Origin of the sequence: Sphingomonas sp. ERG5 (assembly GCF_000803065.1) — a bacterium.
GTDB lineage: Bacteria > Pseudomonadota > Alphaproteobacteria > Sphingomonadales > Sphingomonadaceae > Sphingomonas.
In genome coordinates this window covers 35,788-60,118 of the sequence record NZ_JSXI01000085.1, presented here as the reverse complement: position 1 = coordinate 60,118, position 24,331 = coordinate 35,788, and the positions used below count along the sequence as shown (strand labels likewise).

General features: G+C 64.4%; 25 protein-coding genes. 9 read left to right on the top strand and 16 right to left on the bottom strand.

Translation table 11 applies throughout. The features are described 5' to 3' along the window. Positions 1-31 precede the first annotated feature (31 nt). Positions 32-3,601 (bottom strand): hydantoinase B/oxoprolinase family protein, encoded by a 3,570-nt coding sequence (locus OO12_RS26400; RefSeq protein WP_034161683.1) that lies wholly within the window; start codon positions 3,599-3,601, stop codon positions 32-34. A gap of 113 nt (positions 3,602-3,714) precedes the next feature. On the opposite strand from OO12_RS26400, the gene OO12_RS26395 reads away from it, so the two are divergent. The 6 genes from OO12_RS26395 (at position 3,715) to OO12_RS26370 (ending at position 7,797) form a co-directional block, all read left to right on the top strand. Continuing rightward, positions 3,715-4,374 (top strand): DUF969 domain-containing protein, encoded by a 660-nt coding sequence (locus tag OO12_RS26395; RefSeq protein WP_034161682.1) that lies wholly within the window; start codon positions 3,715-3,717, stop codon positions 4,372-4,374. After that, positions 4,371-5,279, top strand: coding sequence for a DUF979 domain-containing protein (locus OO12_RS26390; RefSeq protein ID WP_034161681.1), 909 nt, complete (start codon positions 4,371-4,373; stop codon positions 5,277-5,279). Before OO12_RS26395 ends, OO12_RS26390 begins: the two co-directional genes overlap by 4 nt. After that, on the top strand, positions 5,276-6,277 hold the full coding sequence (locus OO12_RS26385) for a DUF2891 domain-containing protein (RefSeq protein ID WP_034161680.1): 1,002 nt from the start codon (positions 5,276-5,278) through the stop codon (positions 6,275-6,277). The genes OO12_RS26390 and OO12_RS26385 overlap by 4 nt, the downstream gene beginning before the upstream one ends. Before the next feature lie 94 nt (positions 6,278-6,371). Beyond that, positions 6,372-6,707 carry an ArsR/SmtB family transcription factor gene (locus OO12_RS26380; RefSeq protein ID WP_034161679.1) on the top strand — a complete coding sequence of 112 codons (336 nt, stop codon included), beginning with the start codon at positions 6,372-6,374 and terminating at the stop codon, positions 6,705-6,707. Continuing rightward, entirely contained in the window at positions 6,707-7,147 is a 441-nt protein-coding gene (locus OO12_RS26375; protein ID WP_034161678.1) for an SRPBCC family protein, read from the top strand. Before OO12_RS26380 ends, OO12_RS26375 begins: the two co-directional genes overlap by 1 nt. Next, positions 7,144-7,797 carry a glutathione S-transferase family protein gene (locus OO12_RS26370; RefSeq protein ID WP_034161677.1) on the top strand — a complete coding sequence of 218 codons (654 nt, stop codon included), beginning with the start codon at positions 7,144-7,146 and terminating at the stop codon, positions 7,795-7,797. The genes OO12_RS26375 and OO12_RS26370 overlap by 4 nt, the downstream gene beginning before the upstream one ends. A 175-nt stretch (positions 7,798-7,972) precedes the next feature. Here OO12_RS26370 and OO12_RS26365 read toward each other — a convergent pair whose 3' ends face one another. Continuing rightward, positions 7,973-8,704, bottom strand: a complete 732-nt coding sequence (locus OO12_RS26365; protein ID WP_152616680.1) for a TetR/AcrR family transcriptional regulator — start codon at positions 8,702-8,704, stop codon at positions 7,973-7,975. Between the two features lie 120 nt (positions 8,705-8,824). Between OO12_RS26365 and OO12_RS26360 the strand changes: the two genes are divergently transcribed. Then, positions 8,825-9,769 carry an alpha/beta fold hydrolase gene (locus OO12_RS26360; protein WP_052216294.1) on the top strand — a complete coding sequence of 315 codons (945 nt, stop codon included), beginning with the start codon at positions 8,825-8,827 and terminating at the stop codon, positions 9,767-9,769. A gap of 87 nt (positions 9,770-9,856) precedes the next feature. Here OO12_RS26360 and OO12_RS26355 read toward each other — a convergent pair whose 3' ends face one another. The 10 genes from OO12_RS26355 to OO12_RS26310 all read right to left on the bottom strand — a co-directional run bounded on the left by OO12_RS26355 (position 9,857) and on the right by OO12_RS26310 (position 19,566). Next, complete coding sequence (locus OO12_RS26355; RefSeq protein ID WP_082006799.1) at positions 9,857-10,771, bottom strand: alpha/beta hydrolase; 915 nt, start codon at positions 10,769-10,771, stop codon at positions 9,857-9,859. A 150-nt stretch (positions 10,772-10,921) separates the two neighbouring features. Then, a complete protein-coding gene (gene guaA / locus OO12_RS26350; protein ID WP_034161675.1) occupies positions 10,922-12,490 on the bottom strand; it encodes a glutamine-hydrolyzing GMP synthase in 1,569 nt (522 codons plus the stop codon). Positions 12,491-12,638: 148 nt separating this feature from the next. Continuing rightward, the gene (locus tag OO12_RS26345; protein WP_034161674.1) at positions 12,639-13,310 is read right to left on the bottom strand and encodes a hypothetical protein; all 672 of its coding nucleotides are present in this window, start codon (positions 13,308-13,310) and stop codon (positions 12,639-12,641) included. Between the two features lie 23 nt (positions 13,311-13,333). Then, positions 13,334-15,493, bottom strand: a complete 2,160-nt coding sequence (locus OO12_RS26340) for a prolyl oligopeptidase family serine peptidase (RefSeq protein WP_034161673.1) — start codon at positions 15,491-15,493, stop codon at positions 13,334-13,336. 183 nt (positions 15,494-15,676) lie between these two features. Further along, positions 15,677-16,099: a 50S ribosomal protein L17 gene (gene rplQ / locus OO12_RS26335; protein ID WP_034161672.1), complete on the bottom strand. Its 423-nt coding sequence runs from the start codon at positions 16,097-16,099 to the stop codon at positions 15,677-15,679. 151 nt (positions 16,100-16,250) lie between these two features. Then, entirely contained in the window at positions 16,251-17,315 is a 1,065-nt protein-coding gene (locus OO12_RS26330; protein ID WP_034161714.1) for a DNA-directed RNA polymerase subunit alpha, read from the bottom strand. A 95-nt stretch (positions 17,316-17,410) separates the two neighbouring features. Beyond that, the gene (rpsK, locus tag OO12_RS26325) at positions 17,411-17,800 is read right to left on the bottom strand and encodes a 30S ribosomal protein S11 (protein WP_034161671.1); all 390 of its coding nucleotides are present in this window, start codon (positions 17,798-17,800) and stop codon (positions 17,411-17,413) included. An 85-nt stretch (positions 17,801-17,885) separates the two neighbouring features. Beyond that, positions 17,886-18,254 carry a 30S ribosomal protein S13 gene (gene rpsM / locus OO12_RS26320; protein WP_034161670.1) on the bottom strand — a complete coding sequence of 123 codons (369 nt, stop codon included), beginning with the start codon at positions 18,252-18,254 and terminating at the stop codon, positions 17,886-17,888. Positions 18,255-18,408: 154 nt separating this feature from the next. Continuing rightward, complete coding sequence (locus tag OO12_RS26315) at positions 18,409-18,642, bottom strand: hypothetical protein (RefSeq protein ID WP_034161669.1); 234 nt, start codon at positions 18,640-18,642, stop codon at positions 18,409-18,411. Between the two features lie 57 nt (positions 18,643-18,699). After that, the gene (locus OO12_RS26310) at positions 18,700-19,566 is read right to left on the bottom strand and encodes a LysR family transcriptional regulator (protein ID WP_034161668.1); all 867 of its coding nucleotides are present in this window, start codon (positions 19,564-19,566) and stop codon (positions 18,700-18,702) included. A gap of 96 nt (positions 19,567-19,662) precedes the next feature. Here OO12_RS26310 and bla point away from each other — a divergent pair, with 96 nt between their 5' ends. After that, complete coding sequence (bla, locus tag OO12_RS26305; RefSeq protein ID WP_082006803.1) at positions 19,663-20,541, top strand: class A beta-lactamase; 879 nt, start codon at positions 19,663-19,665, stop codon at positions 20,539-20,541. Positions 20,542-20,558: 17 nt separating this feature from the next. Here bla and OO12_RS26300 read toward each other — a convergent pair whose 3' ends face one another. Both OO12_RS26300 and OO12_RS26295 read right to left on the bottom strand, forming a co-directional pair. Next, on the bottom strand, positions 20,559-21,905 hold the full coding sequence (locus OO12_RS26300; protein WP_034161666.1) for a sensor histidine kinase: 1,347 nt from the start codon (positions 21,903-21,905) through the stop codon (positions 20,559-20,561). Next, a complete protein-coding gene (locus tag OO12_RS26295) occupies positions 21,902-22,594 on the bottom strand; it encodes a response regulator transcription factor (RefSeq protein WP_034161665.1) in 693 nt (230 codons plus the stop codon). The genes OO12_RS26300 and OO12_RS26295 overlap by 4 nt, the downstream gene beginning before the upstream one ends. 95 nt (positions 22,595-22,689) lie before the next feature. Here OO12_RS26295 and OO12_RS29240 point away from each other — a divergent pair, with 95 nt between their 5' ends. Continuing rightward, entirely contained in the window at positions 22,690-22,935 is a 246-nt protein-coding gene (locus OO12_RS29240; RefSeq protein ID WP_034161664.1) for a hypothetical protein, read from the top strand. Between the two features lie 41 nt (positions 22,936-22,976). Here OO12_RS29240 and OO12_RS26285 read toward each other — a convergent pair whose 3' ends face one another. Further along, positions 22,977-23,564 (bottom strand): SRPBCC family protein, encoded by a 588-nt coding sequence (locus OO12_RS26285; RefSeq protein ID WP_052216292.1) that lies wholly within the window; start codon positions 23,562-23,564, stop codon positions 22,977-22,979. A gap of 90 nt (positions 23,565-23,654) precedes the next feature. Continuing rightward, a complete protein-coding gene (locus tag OO12_RS26280; protein ID WP_034161663.1) occupies positions 23,655-24,299 on the bottom strand; it encodes an adenylate kinase in 645 nt (214 codons plus the stop codon). Positions 24,300-24,331 lie beyond the last annotated feature (32 nt).

The window sequence follows — 24,331 nt, the reverse complement described above, 5'->3', positions numbered from 1 at the left end:
ATCGGGCCTGAGCCCGGACGCGCGACCAGCGCTAGTCGACCGGTTCAACCGACGGCGGAGCGTATCCATAACCGCCGCCGCCCGGCGTCTCGATAACGAAAACATCGCCTGGCACCATCTCCACGCTGGCGGCGGAGGGCAGATCCTGGATTGTGGCGTCGATCCTTTCGACCCGGCTGCGGCCAGGGGCGCCGTCATGTCCGCCGGCAAGGCCAAAGGGGGCGACACGGCGGCGATTGGCGAGGATCGTGGCGGTCATGGGCGCGCGGAACCGAATCCGTCGGATCGTGCCGTCGCCACCGTCATGCGCACCCCGGCCAGCCGAGCCGTGCCGGATCGCAAAGCGTTCGACCAGCACCGGCAGGCGCTGTTCGAGGATTTCGGGATCGGTCATGCGGCTGTTGGTCATGTGCGTCTGCACCGCGCTGGTGCCCGGAAAATCGGGACCGGCGCCCGATCCACCGGCAATCGTCTCGTAATATTGCCGTGCGCCATCGCCAAAGGTGAAATTATTCATCGTCCCCTGTGCCGCCGCCATCGCGCCGAACGCCCCGAACAGGGCATCGGTCACGACCTGGCTGGTCTCGACATTGCCGGCGACGACCGCCGCGGGCCATGCGGGGTTGAGCATCGACGCTTCGGGCAGAACGATCTCGAACGGCACAAGACAACCATCGTTGAGCGGCACGGGCTCATCGAGCAGCACGCGCACGACATATAATAACGCGGCGCGCGCGATCGAAGCGGGGGCATTGAAATTGTCGTCGCGCTGCGCGCTCGTGCCGGTGAAATCGACGATCGCGCTGCGCGTCGCCTTGTCGATCGCGATGGCGACCGCGACGACCGAGCCATTGTCCATCGCGTAGCGAAAGCTCTCGCCCTCGATCCGTTCAAGCAGGCGCCGCACCATTTCCTCGGCATTGGCCTGGACGTGGCCCATATAGGCCTGCACCACCGCCAGCCCATGTTCCGCAACCGCCGCGTGCAGCGCATCCGCACCGCGGGCGCAGGCGGCGATCTGGGCGCGGATATCGCCGATATTCTGATCCGGGTTGCGCGCCGGCCAGTCGCCCGAGGCAAGCAGCGCGCGCAATTCCGCTTCGCGCAGACGTCCGCTATTCACCAGCAGGAAGTCGTCGACAAGCACGCCCTCCTCTTCGATCCTGCGGCTGTCGGCAGGCATCGATCCCGGCGTCTTTCCGCCAATATCGGCATGATGCCCGCGAGCGGCGACGTAAAAGGCAGCCTTATCCCCTTCGGCGAACACCGGCATGATCACGGTAACGTCGGGCAGATGTGTGCCGCCATGATAGGGGTCATTGAGCGCATAGACGTCGCCGGGGCACATCGTGCCGCCGCGATTGGCGATGATCGTACGGATGCTCTCACCCATCGATCCCAGATGGACCGGGATATGCGGCGCATTGGCAATCAGGCTGCCGTCCGCATCGAACAATGCGCAGCTGAAATCGAGCCGTTCCTTGATGTTCTCCGACCAGGCAGTCTGCTGCAGCGCGACACCCATCTGCTCGGCGATGGCCATGAACAGATTGGCGAACAGTTCGAGCCGCACCGGATCGACATCGGTGCCCGCAGCGGCGCGGCTTGCGCGCGGCGTGACGCGATCGAGCATCAGGTTGGCCTGGTCATTGATCGTCGCGCGCCAGCCGGGGGCAATGAAGGTCGTCCCCGAGGCATCGACCACCACCGCCGGTCCATTGATCGACCAGCCGGCGGAGAGCGTGGCACGGTCGAACAAACTTGCCAAAGTCGCCACACCATCGATGTGCAGCGTGATCGTGTCGCCAGTCGGTTCGCCATTGCCCGCCGCGAACGTCACCGCCGCCGCGCTCGAGCGGCCGACCGCCTCGGCCTCGGCGGCATCGATCACCATCGCCGCACCGGGATCGAGGAAACCGAACCGCCTGGCATGAGTCGCCGTGAAGCGATCGGCGAGCGTGGCGAATGGCGTGGCCTCCAGGGTCAATGCGGAGTCCGCACCGGCATAGCGCACGCGCAGGCGGCGCTCGATCCGGTCGATCGCCACGCCTTGCACGGCAAGGGCGTCGGCAGCATCGCGCGCCAATCGATCAAGCGTGGCGGCCGCTTCGCTCTCGCGGTCGATCGGCAGCGCGACGGTCGCCTCGCGAACGATACGGTGCGCGGCCATGCCCATGCCGAATGCGGAGAGGACACCGGCCAGCGGGTGAATCATGACGCGGTCGATGCCGAGAATATCGGCGATCGCGCAGGCATGCTGACCGCCCGCGCCGCCGAAGCTGGCCAGCGCATAGCGCGCGAGATCATGGCCGCGCGCGACAGAGATGGTGCGGATCGCACTCGCCATCGCATCGTTGGCAATCTCGATAAAGCCTTCCGCCAGGCGTTCCGGCGTCGAGCCGACTTCCGCCGCCATCGCCTCGAACTTGGTGCGCACCACATCGAGATCGATCGGCTGATCGCCATCCGGCCCGAACAGCGCCGGAAAATGCGCCGGTTGCAGGCGACCGAGCAACAGATTGCAGTCAGTGATCGTAAGCGGCCCGCCCCGGCGGTAGCAGGCCGGCCCGGGGTCGGCCCCGGCCGATGCCGGGCCGACGCGCAAGCGCATCCCGTCAAAACGGCAGATCGATCCGCCCCCCGCCGCGACCGTTTCGATCTGCAGCATCGGCGCGCGCACGCGCAGGCCGCCGACGATTGCCTCGCCGGTGCGTTCCAGCTGCCCGGCATGGTGCGACACGTCAGTCGAGGTGCCGCCCATGTCGAAGCCGATCACCCGCTCAATGCCCGCCAACCGCGCGGTCTCGGCCATACCGACGATACCGCCGGCCGGCCCCGACAGAATCGCATCCTTGCCGCGAAACGCGCTCGCGCCGACCAGGCCGCCATTCGATTGCATGAACAGCAATTCGGTGTCGCCCAAGGCCGCCGCGACACGCGCCACATAGCGATCGAGCACCGGCGACAGATAGGCGTCGATCACCGTCGTCTCGCCGCGGCCGACCAGCTTGATCAACGGGCTCACATCGTGGCTGACCGAGATTTGCGTGAAACCCACGGCGCGGGCGATTTCCGCCAGTGCGAGTTCATGCACGGTGTGGCAATATCCATGCATCAGCACGATCGCGACCGACCGCAGCCCGCGCGCAAACGCCGCCGCCAGCGCCGCGCGCGCGGCCGTTTCGTCGAGCGGCCGCAGCACCTCTCCTTCCGCCGTGACGCGCTCATCGATCTCGATGACCGCGGCATAGGCCTGTTCGGGCAACACGATGTGCTTCGCGAAGATATCGGGCCGCGCCTGATAGCCGATGCGAAGCGCATCGCCGAAACCGCGGGTGATCGCCAGCAAGGTGGGTTCGCCGGTGCGTTCGAGGAGCGCGTTGGTGGCCACCGTGGTGCCCATGCGGACGGTATCGATGTCGGCGAGCGTCGCGCCTTCCGCCGCGATCATCCGCGCGATCCCCGCGACCACCGCATCGTCATAGTGCGGATCGTGCGACAATAATTTGGCGGTGCGGATGATGCCGTCCGGCAGACGCGCGACGATATCGGTGAAGGTGCCGCCGCGATCGATCCAGAATTGCCAGCCGGTGTTTGCCATCGCCTGTCCTTGGCGAATATCGGCGGCGGATGCAAAGCCCGCTGGCCTCTCAGCGCGGCGGCGGTTAGGCTGGCGGCATGGGGACAATCAAGCTGGCCGAGGCGACGAAATAGATGCTGGTGCTGGCCGGTATTGCCGTGATCGCGCTTGGTTTCCTGCTGCGCTTCAATCCGTTGCTGGTGGTCGCCGTCTCAGCGCTGGTCACCGGGCTTGCCGCCGGGCTCGACCCACTCAAGATCCTTGCGGTGTTCGGCAAGGCGTTCAACGACAACCGCTTCGTCAGCGTGGTCTATATCGTGCTGCCAGTGATCGGGTTGCTCGAACGCCATGGCCTGCAGACGCGCGCCGCGGCGTTGGTGCGGCGGATGCGCGGCGCGACGCCGGGTCGGTTGCTGGCGCTTTATCTCGTGTTCCGGCAGGTCACCGCCGCACTCGGCCTGACGTCGATCGCCGGGCATCCGCAAACCGTGCGCCCGCTCGTCGCGCCGATGGTCGAGGCCGCCGCCGAGAGCGAAGCGCCCGGCGCGCACGATCCCGAGGAGCTGCGCGCACTGTCCGCGGCGACCGACAATATCGGGCTGTTCTTCGGCGAGGACATCTTCATCGCGATCGGATCGATCCTGCTGATGAAAGGCGTGTTGCAGGGTTATGGCATCCTGGTCGAGCCGTTCCAATTGTCGGTCTGGGCGATTCCGACCGCGATCGCGGCGCTGCTGATCCATGGCACGCGCCTGTTGCTGATCGACGCCCGCGCGAAACGGCGCGCGGCATGATCGGCCTGAACATCGTCTATCCGGTTGCCGGCGCGACGTTCCTGGCGTTCGCGGTGCTGGGCGCGCGTGGCGCGCGGTGGAGCAATGCCGCCTTCCACCTGCTGCTCGCGGTCAGCCTGTTGTTCGGCGATCTGATCGGCGATGTCGGCAACGGCGTGCTGGTACTGGCGCTGACCGCGGTCGCCGCCTCCGGACGGATGCGCGCGCGCCGCACCGACGACATCGTCCCCGTCGCGCCGCGCAACGCATGGCTGTTCGCGCCGGCCCTGGTGGTGCCGGCGACCGCGCTGGTCGGCACCTTGCTGTTCAAGCATATGCCCAGCATCGTCGATCCCAGACAGGGCACGCTGGTGGCGCTGACGCTCGGCGTGCTGATCGCGCTCGCCGTCTGCTATGCCTGGTTACGGCCCGCGCCCGCCGCGCCGTTTCGCGAAGGATTGCGGCTGATCGACGATATCGGGTGGGCGGCGGTGCTGCCGCAGATGCTCGCCAGCCTGGGCGCGGTCTTCGCGGTATCGGGCGTCGGCGAGGTGGTCGGCGGACTGGTCAGCCACACCATCCCTCATGGCAGCCTGATCGGCGCGGTGATTGCCTATGGCCTGGGCATGGCGTTGTTCACGATGGTCATGGGCAACGCCTTTGCCGCCTTTCCGGTGATGGCGGCGGCGATCGGGCTGCCGCTGCTGGTCAACGGTTTCGGTGCGGACCCTGCGCGCGTCGCGGCGATCGGCATGCTGGCGGGGTTCTGCGGCACGCTGATGACGCCGATGGCAGCGAATTTCAACCTGGTGCCGGCCGCCCTGCTCGACCTCAAGGACCGTTGGGGAGTGATCAAGGCGCAGATCCCGACCGCGCTGCCGCTGCTGGCGTTCAATATCCTTTTGCTCTGGCTGGTGATCCGATGACATTGCTCGATGCCGAACTGGCCGGCCGCTTCGCGCGGTTGACGCTCAGCCATCTCGGCCAGGAATATCCGCACAAGCTGGATCATGTCCTCGATTGTCCGGCCGATGCGGCGACCCCCTCGGCACTGCATCCGATTTTCTACGGCAGTTTCGACTGGCACAGCTGCGTCCATGGCTGGTGGCAGGTGCTGCGCCTCTCGCGCCTGTTTCCCGCGATCGCCGAGGCGTCGAAAATCCGCGCGCGGGCGGATGCCATGCTGACCCCCGAAAAGGTCACGGTCGAACTATCCTATCTCGACCGGCCGGGCAGCGGCGGGTTCGAACGGCCCTATGGCTGGGCCTGGATGCTGGCGCTGCACGGCGAAGCGGTGCGGCACGATGCCCCATGGGCTGCCGCGCTCGAACCGCTGGCGCGCGCGTTCGCCGCGCGGTTCACCGCCTTCCTGCCCAAGCTGACCTATCCGATCCGCACCGGTACGCACGGCAACAGCGCCTTCGCAGCGTTGCTCGCGCACGATTGGGCACGGACGCACGATCCCGATCTGGCAACGCTTATCGCAACGCGCGCAAACAGCTGGTTCGCCAGGGACCGTGGGTGCCAGGCGTGGGAGCCGGGCGGTGACGAATTCCTGTCGCCGGCATTGATGGAAGCCGCGCTGATGAGCCGGCTGCTCGAGCGTCCGGCATTCACGCTGTGGTTCGACGACTTCCTGCCGCAGGTCGCCGACGGCGAGCCCGCGACCCTGTTCACGCCGGCGCATGTTTCCGACCGCAGCGATGGCAAGATCGCCCATCTCGATGGGCTCAACCTCAGCCGCGCCTGGTGCTGGCGAACGCTTGCGGCCGCATTGGGCGAACGCCATCCGGTCAGCGATATCGCACGGCATGTGGCGGAAAGCCATGTCGCCGCCAGCCTGCCGCATATCGCCGATGATTATATGGGCACGCACTGGCTTGCCACTTTCGCGCTGCTCGCCGCGACGACGCAGGACGATTGAGCAGCGGCATCGCGACGCGGCTTCGCGGCAAGCGATCATCCCGTTCGACCCACGGACGTTGACACCGTCGCGGGCATCGACAATAGTTCGCCAAATGGTGAAGTATCAGGCATCCGCGATCGACCGCACTTTCTCCGCGCTCGCCGATCCGACGCGGCGGGGCGTGCTGATGCGGCTGAAGGACGAACCGGGGCTTTCGGTCAGCGAGCTCGCCCGGCCGCTGTCGCTGAAACTGCCCGGGATGATGAAGCATCTCGACGTCCTGTCCGACGCCGGACTGGTCACCCGGACCAAGACCGGCCGGACCGTGGCGGTGACCCTGTCGGTGGAGCCGATGCAGGAAGCGATGGCGGGGCTCAAACGTTATGAGCGCTTCTGGACGGCGAGCATCGACCGGCTTGTCGCCTTTGTCGAAGAGGATGATGCGTGATGACCTCCAGCCTGCCCAGCGTGACCATCGTCCGCAAGGTCAAGGCCTCGCCCGCCAAGGTGTGGGCGGCGATCACCCGGCCCGAACAGATGCTGCAATGGTGGGGCCCCGATGCCGGGCCGACGCTGAAGGTCGAGGCCGATGTGCGACCGGGCGGCCGGTTCAGCATCATCTTCCGGCTGCTGAACGGGGAGGAGCATAATCCCACCGGCGTGTATCGCGACGTGCTGCCCGAGCGGAAGCTGGTGTTCACCTGGGAATGGGCCGGCATGCCCGAACGGGAATCGCTGGTGACATTCCTGCTCAGGCCGCTCGACGGCGGCACCGAGCTGACGCTGATCCACGCGCATCTGCCCGACGAAGACGCGCGTCAAAGCCATGAGCTGGGCTGGAGCGGCCTGCTCGACAAATTGCCGATTTTCCTTGGAGAGAAAGAATGAGCGACCTGACCGTCATCACCTATGACTGGGTTCCCGAGATGCCGCGCGGCTTTGTCCGCGACATCAGGTTGCGCTGGGCGCTGGAGGAAGCCGGCCTGCCCTATCGGGTCGAGAGTACGCCGTTTCGAGATCGGGGCCCGGACCATTTCGCGCACCAACCCTTTGGCCAGGTGCCGTGGCTGATCGATGGCGACCTCTCGATCTTCGAGAGCGGTGCGGGGCTGCTCCACCTCGGCGAGTTGAGCGACAAGCTGATGCCGACGGATCGGCGCGGCCGCAGCGACGCCAGGGAATGGCTGTTCGCAGCGCTCGCTTCGGTCGAGGCCGCGAGCCAGCCCTGGTCCTTCTTCAAATTCTCAGGCGACACCGAAGAAACGCCAATACGAAAGTTTTTCGATTCGTTCCTTGAAGCCCGGCTCAAGCACATGGAAACGGTCCTGGAGGGAAGCGAATGGCTGGTCGGGACCTTCTCCATCGCCGACATTCTCATGGCGGATGTGCTGCGCCTGGTCGATCGGTTCGACGGACTGGCGCCATATCCCGCCTGCCGCGCCTATGTCGCCCGCGCGACCGCCCGCCCGGCGTTCGTCAAGGCGCATGCGGACCAGATGGCGCATTTTGCCAAGGCGGATTCGGCCGCCGCGACCTAGACCCTGACAGGATTCAATGAGCCCCGTGGTTCAAGGAAGGGGCCATGAAGGATGTGCCGACGCAGCTGACGTCGACATGAACCGTCGCGATACCTTCATTCCCACTCGATCGTCGGCAGAGGATCAAGCTGTTTATAACCAATGAGAATATTGCCGTCGCAGACACGTTGAAACCTCAGAGCCTCCGAAGATTGAGCCGAACCTGGATGCCATCAAGGATGATATCCAGGCCTGCGGAAAAGCCTTCGCTTTGACGGTGCTCGGACTCGGTTTTCTCAAGCTCAATGAACAAGGCCGCAGAAAGCGGATAACTCCCGGATCTCTTGAGCGATTCGGCATATTCGGCCTGATCGGAATCCCATTGCTCTTCGGCAAGGCCTGATTGTGCGCGAGCGGCAATGTCGGCGACTTCGGAAGCGACGTAGCCACGCACATATGACGCGACCGTATCGATTATCGTCAACCGCTCGGTCAGACTTAGTTTTGTGGCCTCAAGTAGGGACAGCGATTGTTCGAGCGTCCGCATCCTGTTCGGCCCGAGGGTCGGCTTGCCTGCGAGTGCCGAACAAAGCCAGGGGTGGTCCTTGAATCGCGCCCGCAATCCCTCGGCGACCTGGCGCATATCCGCTCGCCAATCGCCGGACGACCGAGAGTCGCCACCGGCAAGCGCGCCATCGACCATCAGGTTCAGCAGATCGTCTTTGCGCGCGAAATAGCGGTAAAGCGAACTCGTACCGGTACCGATCTCGGCTGCGATACGGCGCATCGAGACGGCCGCGACGCCTTCGCGGTCGGCAATGGTGATGGCCGTTCTGGTGATCGCCTCGCGGTCACGCGAAGGCTGTGGGCCTCGGCTGCCGCGTGTTGGGCGCATCCAGATAACCGATGGAACGACGGTTTCGGCCAATGCATTTCCCCTATTGCGAACAGTGTACCCAGTATCATATATAGGATACTGCGAACACTGTATCAAGGTTCTTGAATGGACGAATCTGACGTCACAATAGCGGGAGGTCGGCCGGTCGGCTTGGCGCCAGCTCCGGAGCTGGTTCGGGCCAACGCGACGGTGGCCGTGCGCGAGGCGCGGCCGACCCGATGGTCGATCGATCACGCAACCTCGCGCGACGGCACCATTATTGGCTATCGGCAGATCGGGGTCGGTCCCGGCCTGGTTCTGCTGCCGGGCGCCATGCAGAGCAGCCTCAATTTCACGCGGCTCGCCGAGTTTTTGGCCGACCGCTTCACGCTCTATTTGCCGGACCGGCGCGGACGAGGCCTCAGCGGCCCGCCAGGAGCAAACTATGGCATCGATACCGAGGTCGACGATCTGTCGGCGGTGCTGGCGCAAACAAGCGCGCGCGACATATTCGCGCTGAGCTCGGGCGCCATCGCCACGCTGTGGACGGCGCTGCGCCATCCGCAGGCTTTCGATAGAATTGCGCTCTACGAGCCGCCGGTGCCGGTGGGGTCGCCATCGCCGCTCGATTTCGCGCCGCGCTACGAGGCCGATCTCGCGGCCGGCGACCTCGCTGGCGCCATGATTGCGGCAATGAAGGGTACCGGCGACCGGCGCGACTGGTTCACCAACCTGCCCCGGCCACTGCTCAGGTTGCTGATGCGGATGGCCCTGCGCGGCACCGGCGAGGCCGCCGCCGCCATCCGCGAGCTGGTGCCGACCGTCCATTACGACATACGGCTCGTCGCCGCCACTTCGGGTCAGGCGCAGCGCTTCGGCGCAATCGGCCTGCCGGTGCTGCTGATGGGCGGCGACAATTCCAACCAATATCTGGGCATGGCGCTCGATGCGTTGCAGCGCGAGCTGCCGCAGGCGGAGCGGGTGGCGCTCAAGGCTATCGGTCATATGGCAGCCGACAATGTCGGCAAGCCAGGGCTGGTTGCCAACGAGCTGCGGCGGTTCTTTGCGTCACCCGTCGAGAATCTGTCCAAGGCCGATAAGTTGATTGGCCGGTGACTATGCTAGAGATGGCGCTTGAGTCGCCTGGAGGCGGTTCCGGACCTGACCTTCCTTGAGCGACCGCCTCTCTTCCAACGAAGGCTATCATACCGACGCGGTGACGGCCTGCTCGCACTGCTTCACGAAGTCCGCGATCTGGTGTCGAGCCCGTCCGGCTTCGGGCAGCGGAAACAGCGGCCATACATGCAGCATGTCGGGGTATTCGAAAAATACCGGAGGATTGCCGACAGCGGTCAGCGCTGTACGGAGCGCGCGCGCATCGGGATTGAGCAGGTCCCGGGTGCCCGTGAATATGGCCACAGACGGCAACCCCCGCAGGTTTGCGAACAAGGGGCTGATCTTCGGGTCGCGAATGTCATAACTGCCGGCGTGAATTGGCCCGAGTGCACGCAAGCCGCGAAGGCTGAGAATTGGATCCACCTTGTCGATCGCAAGCTGGGCCGGATCGGAGAAGGAAAAGTCCACTCCCGGGGAAATCAGGACGATTTGGGCAGGCAACGGACTCCCCTGGTCGCGGCCGATCGTCGCCAGGACGAGCGCCAGGTTGGCGCCCGAGGAGTCCCCCATGATCGTCAGTGTGTCCGGATACTGCCGGACGAGATTTGTATAGAGCGGAACCAGGGCGGCGAGCGTATCGTCCATGCTGCATTCGGGCGCCAGCGGGTAGATCGGCACGGTCATAATGGCGTCCAGCTGGTCCGCCATTTCCCCAATGAAGCCCCAGTGAGGCTCAGTGATGGACATCACAAAACCTCCGCCATGAAGGTAGAGGATCGGTCGCCGGGCCAAGCGGCCGCTCGGGCTCAGCGTGAAAACATCCTGGCCCATGACTTGTTCTTTACGGACGACAAAGCGCCTCTCAAGGCCGGCGGAGGGCTGCGCCGCGCCTTTGCGACGGTCTTTGGAAATCGTCCGCTCGAGACGCTCCGGATCCCACATCCGCCTCACGCCGATGAGCGAAATGACGACCCCAAGAGCGCGGGCTTGAAAACTGGGCATGTTTTTCTCCGGCGGTGCCGCAACGCCCAGAGGAGGTGGCGAGAATAGCGGTTTTCCAGCACCGAAAGCGCAGGAAATCACCGTTCGCGGGCCGGCATCACCTGAAGATCAACATGCACCAGGGATCGTATCTTGTCGCGCAGGCCGGAATCACTCCCACTCGATCGTGCCCGGCGGCTTCGACGTATAGTCATAGGTCACGCGGTTGATGCCCTTCACCTCATTGACGATCCGCGTCGCGACGCGCGGCAGAAAGTCGCCGGGGAATTGATAGGCCGCCGCGGTCATGCCGTCGGTCGAGGTGACGGCGCGCAACGCGAGCACGAAGTCGTAAGTCCGTCCGTCGCCCATCACGCCCACCGTGCGCACCGGCAGCAGCACGGCGAAGGCTTGCCAGATCGCGTCGTAGAGCCCCGCGTTGCGGATTTCCTCGAGATAGATCGCATCGGCCTTGCGCAAGATGTCGCAGCGCTCGCGCGTCACTTCGCCGGGGATGCGGATCGCCAGGCCCGGCCCAGGGAAAGGATGCCGCCCGACGAACGCATCGGTCAGGCCGAGTTCGCGGCCCAGCGCGCGCACTTCGTCCTTGAACAATTCGCGCAGCGGCTCGACCAGCTTCATGTTCATGCGTTCGGGCAAGCCGCCGACATTATGGTGGCTCTTGATCGTCACCGACGGGCCGCCAGTGAAGCTCACGCTTTCGATCACGTCGGGATAAAGCGTGCCCTGAGCGAGGAATTCCGCGCCGCCGATCTTCTTCGCCTCGGCCTCGAACACATCGATGAAGGTCGCGCCGATGAATTTGCGCTTGGCCTCCGGATCGGTGATCCCGGCCAGCCCGTTCAGGAATAGCGTCTCGGCATTCACATGGACCAGCGGGATATTGTAGTGATTGCGGAACAGGCCAACGACCTGATCGGCCTCGCCCGAGCGCATCAGGCCGTGATCGACGAACACGCAGGTGAGCTGCTCGCCGATCGCCTCATGGATCAGCACCGCCGCGACCGCCGAATCGACCCCGCCGGACAGGCCGCAAATCACCTTGCCCTTGCCGACCTGCGCGCGGATCTCGGCGATCTTGGTCGCGCGGAACTCGGCCATCGTCCAGTCGCCGGTCAGGCCGCAGACATGGCGCGCGAAATTGGCGATCAACCTGCCGCCGCCCGGTGTGTGCACCACTTCCGGGTGAAACTGCATGGCGTAATAACGCCGGTCGTCATCGGCGATCACCGCATAAGGCGCGCCCGGGCTGGCGGCGACGGGCCGGAAGCCGGGGGCGAGCGCGCTGACCTTGTCGCCATGGCTCATCCACACCTGATGGCTTTCGCCCTCAGCCCATAAACCGTCGAACAGCGAGCAACGGTCGCTCACCTCGATCACCGCATGGCCGAACTCGCCGCTGTCGCCCAATGTGACGATGCCGCCCAGCTGCGCCATCAGCACTTGCTGGCCATAGCAGATGCCGAGGATCGGCAGGCCGCTGTCGAGAATCACCTGCGGCACGCGCGGGCTGTCGGCATCCAGCACCGAGGCCGGACTGCCCGACAGGATGATGCCCTTGGGCTGCATCCGCTCGAACGCCGCTTCGGCGGACTGGAACGGCGCGATCTCACTATAGACCCCCGCTTCCCGCACGCGGCGCGCGATGAGCTGAGTCACCTGGCTGCCGAAATCGACGATCAGGATGGAATCGGGGTTGAAGGGTGCTGGCTGTGTCATGACCAGCGGATAGCAGATGAGCCGCCAGAGTGAACCCCCTCCCCATGCGCGGCCAAGAGAAGGGCCGGATCAGCGGGTCGCGACGAGAGGCGGGCTGACGTCACGCTGATGCGCCGCCGGCATCCGCTCGGGTAAACATCGCGCCTTGCTAGTGATCGTGTTTGTTCAAAAACTGACCAAATGCCCCCATGAATGAACCAACCAGCTCCGCGTCCCTCCGCATCTCTATATCCGGCCGATTGTCCTTGTAGAGCGTAAGATGAACATCAATCTTGTCATCAATGTCTTTTAACTTTTTTCCATCTTCTCCCACGGCACGATATGACAAGCTTACCGTCAATGCCGTTTCCGTGCTGATGGATTTCAAATTCACCGCATTGACGGTAATATCGCCGCGACACATGGTTCCCGGGCTCGGCTGTTTCATTGTCTTGGATTGATTGCGATAAAAGGATGTTTCGCTGTCGAGTAGCGTGTCGCCATTGAAGACAATGAGGGGATCCACCATCCCCTTCAGTCGCGCCAGATCAAATCTCGACATCAATTCCACCTGACGCGCTTTCGCCAGTGAGACCGGCATCGCCGAACTATATTGTCCTTTTCTTTTGCCATGAAGGTTTGCGACCAGAATAAAGCCGAGCAGGCCGGTCGACCCGCTATCCACGGTCACGCCGAATTTGTCCGTCGGCCAGATATGCATCTCACATTTCGGCGTTATCGGCTTTGGCGTGTGATCGATCATATCGTCGAGCAAGACGATCTTGTCCTGCCCCGCGGCGGCAGCAGGCACTGGCACCAAGGCCAGTGCCGTGCCACCCATGACCGACCATATGACCCGTGGAATCACTGGATCGGCTTGACCGTCAGCCCGGTCCATTTCGCGGCAAAGGCCCAGTCATCGGCCGCTTCGGCGATGATCTTGTCGGTCGGCTTGCCGCTGCCATGGCCGGCGCGGGTCTCGATTCGGGCAAGGTGGGGCCGGTCGCCGATATCCGCCGCCTGCAGCGCTGCGGTGTATTTGAAGCTGTGTCCGGGTACGACGCGGTCGTCGGTGTCCGCCGTTGCCACCAGGATCGCCGGATAAGGCTTGCCGCCCTTCACATTATGATACGGCGAATAGGCGTAGAGCGTCCTGAAATCGGCCTCTTTCGACGGATAGCCATAATCGTCGACCCAATAACGCCCGGCGGTCCAGCGGTCGAAGCGCAGCATGTCCATTACGCCGACCGCGGGCAGCGCGGCGGCGAACAGGTCGGGGCGCTGATTGGTCACCGCGCCGACCAGCAAGCCGCCATTCGATCCGCCCTGAATGACCAGGCCGTCCTTCGACGTGAGTCCTTCGGCCTTCAGATATTCGCCCGCCGCGATGAAATCGTCGAACACATTCTGCTTCCTGGCGAGGCGGCCGCCATCATGCCATTCCTTGCCATATTCGCCCCCGCCGCGAATATTCGCGACCGCCAGCACCCCGCCCTGTTCGAGCCAGGCGATGCGCGTCGCCGAGAAACTGGGCGTCATCGAGATGTTGAAGCCGCCATAGGCGTAAAGCAGGGTCGGCGCCGGCCCGGTCACATCCTTGCGCCGTACGACGAACATCGGCACACGCGTGCCGTCCTTCGACGCATAGAAGCGCTGCGACACGTCAAAAAGCGACGGATCGAACGCGACCTTGGGTGTGGCCCAGGGCGTGGATTGGCCAGTCTTCACATCGTAGCGATAGATCGTGGTCGGCGTGGCGAAGCTGGTGAAGGAATAGAAGGTCTCGGGATCATCGGCCTCCCCGCCGAACCCGGCCGCCTTGCCGATACCGGGCAATGCCACCACGCCATCTGGCTTGCCAGCCAGGGTGAAGCGGCGGACTTCGGTCTTCACATCGGCAAGATAGGACGCGATCAGCGTGCCGCCGACGATTCCCGCACCATCAAGCACTGCCTTGTCCTGCGGCACGATCTCGACGATCGGCGGCACGGCCGAACGCGTGGCGAGGTTGGTCGACACGATGCGCGAGCGCGGGGCATCCTTGTTGGTCACCCAGAAGAAGTTGAAGCCCTGATTGCCGGCATAGCTCCATTCATTCTCGAGCCCCTTGAAGATGGTGCGCGGCGCGAGCTTCGGCGCGGTCAGGTCGATGACCGTCATTTCGTATCGATTGTCGGTGCCCTCGGTAGTGGTGATGACCAGCCACTTGCCATCATCGGTGACCTGCACCTGATGGTTGCGCCGTGGCGTTTCGGGCGTCGCATAGATCAGCGTGTCGGCGCTTTGCGCGGTGCCGAGCTTGTGGAAGTAGATTTTCTGGTTCTCGTTCAGCGCCTGGAACTTCTTTTCGCCCGTCGCGACCGGAAAGCGGGAATAATAAAAGCCCGATCCATTCTTGGCCCAGGCGAAGGCGGAGAATTTCACCCATTCGATCGTGTCGCCGGCAATCGCGCCGGTCGCGACGTCGAGCACCTTGAGCGTGCGCCAGTCGGTGCCGCCATCCTGAATCGAATAGACAATCTTGCTGCCATCCTCCGACGGGACCCATTCGGCCAGCGCGGTGGCGCCGTCCTTCGACCAGCTGTTGGGGTCGATCAGGACACGGCCTTCGCCATTCACCCCGTCCCGGACGTACAGCACGGCCTGATTCTGCAAGCCGCTGTTATGGCTGTAGAAATAGCGATTACCCTTTTTCTCCGGCAAGCCGAAGCGCTCATAATCCATCAGCTGCTTCAGGCGCTCCTTGAAGATGTCGCGGCCGGGCAAGGTGGCGAGATAGGCGTTGGTAACCTTATTCTCTGCCGCAACCCATGCCGCGACCTCCGGATCGGTGCGCACGTCATTCTCGAGCCAGCGATATGGGTCGGCGACCTTCACGCCGAATTGTTCGTCAACCTGATCGACCTTGCGGGTTTCGGGATAGGTCGGCTTCGGCATGGGGGCAGCGGTTTCCGTGGTCTGGCCGGCGGCAAAGGCGGGCGTGGTGAAAAGAAGCGGCAAAAGGGTGAGTAGCGCACGGCGCATGGGTCGCTCCCGGGAAGGACTGGATGGTGGCACCCTATCAGCCATCCGACATCACTCAACCCCCGGCACCGACCCCCCGGTACCGACCCCAATCATTCACGCCGATCGGCCGACCCAGCCCGCACAAACGAAAGGGGCCCCGCTTTCGCGGAGCCCCTGTTCATTGTCGCGATGGAAAAGCGATCAGGCGGCCTGATCATAATCCTCGTCGGTGATCACCGGACCCGAATCCTGGCCCTTGGCCGAAACGTCGCGATCGACGAATTCGATGATCGCGATCGGCGCTGCGTCCGACGCGCGGATGCCGGCCTTGATGATGCGGGTATAGCCGCCGTTACGATCGGCATAGCGCGCCGCCAGAACGTCGAACAGCTTGGTCAGCTGCGCATCGTCGAGCAGGCGAGCATGCGCGAGGCGACGGTTGGACAGGCCACCCTTCTTCGCCAGCGTGATCAGCTTTTCGACATAGGGGCGAAGCTCCTTGGCTTTCGCGACCGTCGTCGTGATCTGCTCGTGCTTGATCAGCGCTGCCGACATGTTGCGGAACAGCGCGATGCGGTGGGCCGAAGTCCGCGAAAGTTTACGACCGCCAACACCATGACGCATGATTTCATCCTTCGTTCGTTAAGGGGCCGTTTCACGGAACCCCAGACCAGGTGGGGACGGTGAGCCCACCCAAATTGCCGTCATCCCTGCATAGACAGGGATCTCCATGAGGAGCGTCCGGCCCGAACCCGAAGGTCCGGGCCGAAGCCGCTTAGCCCATGATTTCCTGTTCAAGCTTCTTAGCCATCTCTTCGATATTCTCAGGCGGCCAGCCCGGGATTTCCATCCCGAGACGCAGGCCCATGCTCGAAAGCACTTCCTTGATCTCGTTGAGCGACTTGCGGCCGAAGTTCGGCGTACGCAGCATCTCCGCTTCGGTCTTCTGAACCAGATCGCCGATATAGATGATGTTGTCGTTCTTCAGGCAGTTCGCCGAACGCACCGACAGTTCAAGCTCGTCGACCTTCTTGAGCAGGTAACGGTTGATCTGCTGCGTGTCGCCCGAGGTTTCGCCGGTCGCGGCAGGCGCCGCATGACCGATCGGCGCCGAACGCGTCATCGCCGAATCGTCGAAGTGGACGAACAGAGCGAGCTGGTCCTGCAGGATGCGGCCGGCATAAGCCACTGCGTCCTCAGGGGTCACCGTACCGTCGGTTTCGATCGTCAGGGTCAGCTTGTCGTAATCGAGTTCCTGCCCAACGCGGGTGTTCTCGACCTTGTAGCTGACCTGCTTGACCGGCGAATACAGTGCGTCGATCGGGATCAGGCCGATCGGCGCATCCGCCGGACGGTTGGCGACCGCCGCGACATAGCCCTTACCGACATCGGCGGTCAGTTCCATGTTGAGCGTCGCACCCTCATCGAGGTGGCAGATCAGCAAATCGGGGTTGAGCACTTCGATGTCGCCCGACACCGCGATGTCGCCGGCCTTCACGTCGGCCGGGCCGGTCGCGGAGAGCTGGAGACGCTTCGGGCCTTCGCCCTGCATACGCAGCGCGATCTGCTTCACATTCAGAACGATGTCGGTCACGTCCTCACGAACACCCGCCAGCGACGAGAATTCATGCAGCACGTTCTCGATCTTGATCGAGGTCACCGCAGCGCCCTGCAGCGAGGACAGCAAAACGCGCCGCAGCGCGTTGCCGAGCGTCAGGCCGAAACCACGCTCGAGCGGTTCAGCGACGAAGGTCGCCTTGCGCTTCGAATCACCACCGGCCTTTTTCTCGAGACCGTTGGGCTTCTTGAGTTCCTGCCAATTCTTTGCATTGACGGACATGGGCTTCCCCTTGGTTTTGGACCGAAGCGGGGGAGCTTCGGCCATGAGAGAATCGGCCGCGCGGCGCGATCAACCGCGCGCGGTCGAGACAAAAGTCAGACGCGGCGGCGCTTGGACGGGCGAACGCCGTTGTGCGGGATCGACGTCACGTCGCGGATCGAAGTGATCTGGAAGCCAACCGCCTGCAGCGCGCGAAGCGCCGACTCACGGCCCGAACCCGGACCCTTTACTTCCACTTCGAGCGTGCGGACGCCATGCTCGGCGGCCTTCTTGCCGGCGTCTTCCGCTGCGACCTGCGCCGCATACGGGGTCGACTTGCGTGAGCCCTTGAAGCCCATCATGCCGGCCGATGACCACGAAATCGCGTTGCCCTGGGCATCCGTGATCGTGATCATGGTGTTGTTGAAGCTCGCATTCACATGGGCGACGCCCGAAGTGATGTTCTTGCGCTCACGCCGCTTAATGCGCTGAGGTTCGCGTGCCATAGTCTCTTCCTAACCCTAAAGCTGACACCGATGGGGTTCCTTGCGGAACCGTGCCACCGGCGGCGTAAATCATCCCCTGGATGACTTACTTCTTCTTGCCGGCGATCGGCTTGGCCTTGCCCTTGCGGGTGCGCGCATTGGTATGCGTGCGCTGACCACGGACCGGGAGGCCCTTGCGATGACGCAGGCCGCGATAGCAGGCCAGATCCATCAGGCGCTTGATGTTCATCGCGACTTCGCGACGGAGATCACCCTCAACGGTGTGATCGGCGTCGATCGTTTCGCGAATCTGCAGCACTTCCTGATCGGTCAGGTCCTGGACGCGACGCTCGGAAGCGATGCCCAGCTTGGCGACGATTTCCTTGGCCTTGGTGTTGCCAATGCCGTGGATATAGGTGAGCGCGATGACAACGCGCTTGTTGGTCGGGATATTGACCCCGGCGATACGAGCCATGAACTAAATTCTCCTGCTCCACAGGGTGACATGGCAGTCACCCCATCTCATAGCGTTGCATACCGAAACGCACGACAGCGGCGAGCGCAGACAAGCGCCGCCGGGACACCGGGGTTTCGGAATGACCGTCAGGTAAGCGCGCGCCAACGCCGTGTCAAGCCGCGGGTTCCCTTAGGTCGCGAATCTTCCACCATTTTCTCAGCGCCACCGCCGCCCAGACGAGTTCAACCAGTCCGAACGGCCAGGCGCCCTGCAGAAAACCATAGGCCGACCCCATCGCACAACCTGCGGCGAATCCCAAGGTCCACCAATGACGGCCCGATTCCATCATGTAACAGATCAACATGCAGGTGACGGCGAACAGGCCGAAGGTGGTGAGCAAATCCATCGCTGGGCTATGCCTCGTCAGGCCGGGAGCCGCCAGTCCGGCCACCCCGGAGTGCGATCAGCCGGCCTCCGCCAGGATCCAGCGACGAAACGCCGCCATCGCCGGTGTGTCGGTGCGCGACTGGAGCCGGGTCAGCCAGTATTGCCCGACATCGACTTCGCAGGAGAAGGGCCGGACGAGTTGTTCGGCCAGCAACTCGCGCGCGAACATGGCCGAGGGCAACAACGCGACGCCGGCGCCCGACACCGCGGCGGCGGCCATGGCCAGCGACGAGTCGAAGACCATGCCACGCATCGCCGGCGGCGGGAGCCCTGCCGCCGCGAACCAGCGCGGCCATTCGTCCGCGCGATAGGATCGCAGCCGGGCCTCGCGTGCGAGATCCGCTGCGTCATGCAACCGCACCGCGACACCCGGCGCGCATAAGGGCGTCATCGGCGCCGCCATGATCCGCTCCGCATGAGTCCCGTGCCAGGCGCCCTCGCCAAAGCGAATCGCCATGTCGAGTCCCTCCCCGGCCAGATCGACCCGGTTGTTGTTGGTCATCAACCGCAAGTCGATCTCGGGATGCGCCTGCAGGAAGAGCGGCAGCCGACCAAGCAGCCAGCCGGTCGCGAACGTCCCCACCGCGCCGATCGTCAATACTTCCTGAAACCGCCCTTCCGAAAAACGGTCGAGCATCGCGCCGACCCGGTCGAAGGCATCGGCAACGACCGGAATCAGCGCCTGGCCCTCATCGGTCAGCGCAAGTCCGCGGGGCAGCCGACGGAACAGCGGCGCGCCGAGCAAGTCCTCCAGCGCCTTGACCTGATGGCTGATCGCCCCCTGGCTGACGCACAATTCGATCGCCGCGCGCGTAAAGCTCAGATGCCGGGCGGCCGCTTCGAACGAGCGCAGGGCATTCAGCGGCAGCCGAGATCGATCCATTGAAGTTTCATGAATTGGATTCATGCCTGTGTCGAGATCATATGCTTTGTCGCAACGCCCCACTCTCGAATATCCAGTCCATCTCAGGAGATGACGATGTTAGACAGGCGTAAATTTCTCATAGCGACAGGTGCGACATTGGTCTCGACCAGCCTGCCCGCGGCGCGCAACAATGTGGCGCCGCTGGGCGGACCGGAACTTGCGGCGGCGGTGCGGGCTTGCGAAACGGCAAGCGGCGGCCGGCTTGGCGTCGCGATCCTCGACATCGCGACGGCCGCGCGCTTTTCGCATCGCGGCGATGAGCGCTTTCCGATGTGCAGCACGGTCAAGCTGCCCCTTGCCGCCGCCATATTGCGCGCCGTTGACCAGCGGCGAACCAGGCTCGACAACAGGGTGCCGGTCAGCGCGGGAGACATTCTCGGCCATTCACCGTTCAGCGAGACCCGCGTCGGCGGTACCGCCTCGCTGGCCGAATTATGCGAGGCGACCCTGACGCTGAGCGACAACGCCGCCGCCAACCTGCTGCTGCCGGTGATCGGCGGCCTGCCCGGCCTGACGCGGTTCGCACGCACGCTTGGCGACACTGCGACCCGGTTCGATCGCAATGAGCCCGACCTCAATGAAGGGAAGCCCGGCGATCCGCGCGATACCACGACCCCGGTTGCGATGCTCGGCCTGCTCAACCGGATGCTGCTCGGATCGGCCTTGTCCAGGGCGCAGCGCGCGCGCCTGACGCGCTGGATGATCGGCAACCATACCGGCGACAACCGCTTGCGCGCCGGCCTTCCCGCCGGATGGCGGGTCGGCGACAAGACCGGCACCGGCGGTCATGGCTCCAACAACGATATCGCGATCCTGTGGCCGCCGGCGCGCGCGCCGCTGCTGGTGACCAGCTATCTCACCGGCAGTCCGCTTTCGTCCGCCGCGAGCGAGGCCATTCATGCGCGCCTCGCCCGCAGTATCGCTAGGCTCTGACAGCCGGGCCAAGCGGCCTATCCAGGCAGTACGATCGCCGCGATCAGCCCCGGGGCGTTGTCGTCCAGTTCCAGCCGTCCGCCATGCAGCCGCGCGACCGCTTCGATCAGCGCCAGCCCCAGGCCGGCTCCCGGTGTGCTGCGCGCGCTGTCGAGCCGGCCGAAACGCCGCAGCGCCTGGGCGCGGTCGTCCGCCGCGATGCCCGGGCCATGGTCCTCGACCTGTAGCCGAACTTCGCCGCCGCTATGGGACACGCGCAATGTGATCGACCCGCCCCCTGCGCCATGGCGCAGCGCATTGTCGGCCAGATTGGTGATCGCCTGCGACATCAGTTCACGGTGAAGCGGCAATGCGGGCGGGCGGGCATCGAGCGCGACGATCATGCGCATGCCGGCATCCTCGATCACCGGCGCGTACAGTTCGGCGATTTCCTCCATCAGTTCAGCCGGATCGACCAGGCTGAAACGGTCGCGCGAAATCGATTCGGCGCGGCTGATCTCGATCAGCGTGGAGAGCATGCGCATGACGATGTCGGTTTCGGCGATCAGCCCGCCCAGCGCGGCTTCACGCTGAACCGGATCCTCCATCAGCACCGCGCCTTCGGTCTTGCTGCGCAATCGGCTGAGCGGCGAGCGCAGATCATGCGCCAAGCTGTCAGTAACGAGACGCAATTCGCCCATCAGCCGCTCAACCTTGTCGAGCATTGCGTTCAACTGGATGGCGAGCCGGTCGAAGGCGTCGGCGCTGCCGGTCAGCGTTACGACCCGGCGCGACAAGTCACCGTCCGCGACTCCTTCGATCACGCTCGCGACGCCGTTCAGCCGCCGCCCGACATAGCGCGCAATGACCAGGCCGCCGCCGATCCCGAGCGCCAGCGACAGCAACACGGCGAGCGCCAGCGCCCCTTCGAGATCGCGCTGCTCCTGTTCCCAATCGTCGAGCAGCCGCCCGCTGACCAGCCGGTTTGGACCGATGGTGCGGATCGCATAGCCCGCATCTCGCTCCGACCAGGGAGCCGACGCCCCGACCCGGCCGATCTGGAAAGACGTTCCATCGGCTTCGATCGTCACGCGATCCGGCCCGGTCCCACCAATGCGGCGGCCCGACGAGTCGATCACCGCGAGGATCAGCGATTCGTCGCCCGGCGCGCGGGCTTCCTCGATAGCCCGGGTCAGCGCGGCCATGCCGCCGTTGCGCCATACCGCCACCAGCGCATCGGACTGTTCGAGCGCGTCACGCCGGAGTGCGCCGATCGCATCGTCATGGATTTGCTGCCAGACGAACCCGACCAGCGCGAGATTGGACACCAGTGCTAGCGCGATCGCGAGCAGCGCGATGCGCGCGGTGACCGATAACCGCTTCACCCGTCGGCCGACAGCCGGTATCCCGCGCCCCGCACGGTGTGGAGGATCGGCGCGGTAAAGCCCTCTTCGAGCTTGCGGCGCAGCCGACCGATATGGACATCGACCACATTCGATCCCGGATCGAAATGATAATTCCAGATCTTCTCCAGCATCATCGTACGGGTGACGACCTGGCCGGCATGGCGCGCAAGATATTCGAGCAGGTTGAATTCGCGCGCGCCGAGCAGGATCGGCCGACCCTGGCGCGACACGCTGCGCGCGAGCAAATCGATCTCCAGGTCGCCGACATTCAGCTTCACGGTCTGCTGGTCGGACGCGACACGGTCGGTGCGCCGCAGCAGCGCCTCGATCCGGGCATGGAGTTCGGCAAAGGAATAGGGTTTGACCAGATAATCGTCCGCGCCCGCTTGCAGCCCGTCGATCCGGTCATCGACCGTCGCGAGCGCGGACAGAATCAAGGCGGGCGTGGAAATTCCCGCGGCGCGAATCGCGGCGAGCATCGCCAGCCCGTCGATCCCCGGCATCATCCGGTCGGCGACGATGACGTCGAAAATGCCTTCGCTGGCGAGAAACAGGCCATCGCGGCCGTCATGGCAGATTTCGACCGAATAGCCGGCCTCGGCCAGGCCCTTGGCGATATAGTTGGCCGTCGCATGGTCGTCTTCGACGATGAGGATCTTGCGGGTCATGAGCAGGCGTCCGATGTCTGTCCCGGGACTGTACGAACGAAGCGAGCCGACGGAAAGCCTCGCCTTCCGCCGGCTCTTCCGACACCACCGGGAATATGGTGACGGATCAGTGGGCCTTTTTCACCGTGCTCGATTTGGCGACGGTGGTGGCTTTGACGTGTTTGGCGTGTCTCGGCGCGGCGCGCGCGGTCGTCGCCGATGCGACGGTGGGAATGGCGATCATCGCCATGACGGCGGCGGACAACAGGATGCGGGGGCTCATCGGCGTTCTCCTGAAAGGGCCGGCAATTCCCGCCGGCCACAGTCAGGACATTAGCCGGACACCCCATGGCTTCCGATGACGCCCGCATGAAAAGCGCGTCATGAAACATCGGAGCCGCGTCTATCTCGTCTCCGGCTTCTTTTTCTTCGGCTTGTCCTCCGACTCGGCGGCGGGCGTGGCCTCGGCAGCCGATTTGAGCCCAAGCAGCTGCACCGCCAGCACTTCATCGACCTTGGGCGCCAGCGTATCGGCGCCAGCGCGGACATAGCCGCCGACGACATAATTCATCGTCACGCGAGTCGCGTTCGATCCTTCCGGATCGAGCCGGAAGGTCAGCGTTCCGATCACTGCCTCGGCCTGGAGCGGCCCGAGCGCACCGGTCAGCCGGATCATCCGGCCCGGCGCGATATAGACGATCCGGGCATGCTCGACGCTGCCCACTGACCCGTCGGCCCCCTTCATCCGTTCGCAAAAGCATCCCGTGGCTTGCGCATCGAGATAGAGATTGGCGGAATCGTCGGAATAGGTGTGCTCCTTGCTCCACCATCTTTGCGGCGCGCGCAGCGTATCCCATGCCTGGGCGATCGGCACGTCGACGGTAACCACCTGCTTGATCTCGAACCCCGCCGGGGTGGCCTGGACGACATCGGCGGTGGCGGGCGTCGCGAAGCCGATCGCGGCGAGCGTGAAAAGGCCGGCAAAGCGCATCGATCGTCCCCCGATAATTCGAAGGATCAGTTTAGGACGACCCGCGATCAAAGCAATCCGCCAGGCGGCCGCCGACGATCCGTTTGGGCCTTAGCCGAGGATCGCCTCGATCGCCTGAGTGACATGATCGATATCGGCCATGCCATCGACACGCCGGACCAGGCCGCGCGCCTCGTAGATCGGCAGGATCGGCGCGGTCTTGGCGCGATATTCGGCCATGCGCGTACGGACCGATTCCTCATTATCGTCGGCGCGGCGCTTGAACTCGGTCGAGCCGCACACGTCGCACACGCCGGCGACCTTGGGCAGCTTGAAGCTGTCGTGATAGCCGGTGCCGCACTTTGCACAGGTGTAACGGCCGGTGATGCGCGCGACGAGCGCGTCCTCATCGACATCGAGCTCGATGACATGATCGAGCGTGCGGCCGTGCCTGGCCAGAATCTCGTCGAGCGAATAGGCCTGCGCCGCGGTGCGCGGATAGCCGTCGAAGATCGCGCCCTGATCGGCCGGCATGGTCGCCAGCTTCTCGTCGATCAGTTCGGAAACGATCTCGTCCGAGACGAGCCCGCCCGACGCCATGATCGGCGCGGCCTTCAGGCCGACGGGCGTGCCCGCATCGCGCGCGGCACGCAGCATATCGCCGGTCGACAGTTGAAGCATGCCGCGGTCTGCCACCAGATGGCTCGCCTGCGTGCCCTTCCCCGCCCCCGGGGGCCCGAGCAGGATGATATTCAAGACCGCACTCCCCTAGACTTCATATCACCCGT